At 38.4% G+C, this 263-nt stretch carries 1 pseudogene; it reads left to right on the top strand.

The features are described 5' to 3' along the window. Nucleotides 1–263, top strand: a pseudogene (locus tag H5119_RS20265) (hypothetical protein); the annotation flags it as partial.

Here is a 263-nt window from a genome sequence, read left to right as displayed (position 1 = left end):
ACAAAAAAGCATTGTTCGACAAGTTGAGCGAGCACACACAGGCATCAAAAAAGACCTCTTCCATTTACAAGCTCAACGTTTCGCTTGTCAAACTGACGCACAACGCGCATTAGATAAATTAGCGAAAAAGATGAAGCATCATCAAATAGCGACTCAGCAATTTATTAAGCATAAAGTCTATGAAGGTAAAGGGCGACCTAAAAAAGATGCGCCAGTAAAAAATATTGAATGGCAAATCACGGCAGAAATTGAAGAAAACGAAA

It is taken from the genome of Pseudoalteromonas sp. SG45-5, from assembly GCF_014164085.1.
In the GTDB taxonomy this organism is placed as follows: Bacteria; Pseudomonadota; Gammaproteobacteria; order Enterobacterales; family Alteromonadaceae; genus Pseudoalteromonas; species Pseudoalteromonas aliena.
The sequence above is the reverse complement of the archived record's forward strand: the minus strand, read 5'-3'. Positions and strand labels throughout refer to the sequence as shown.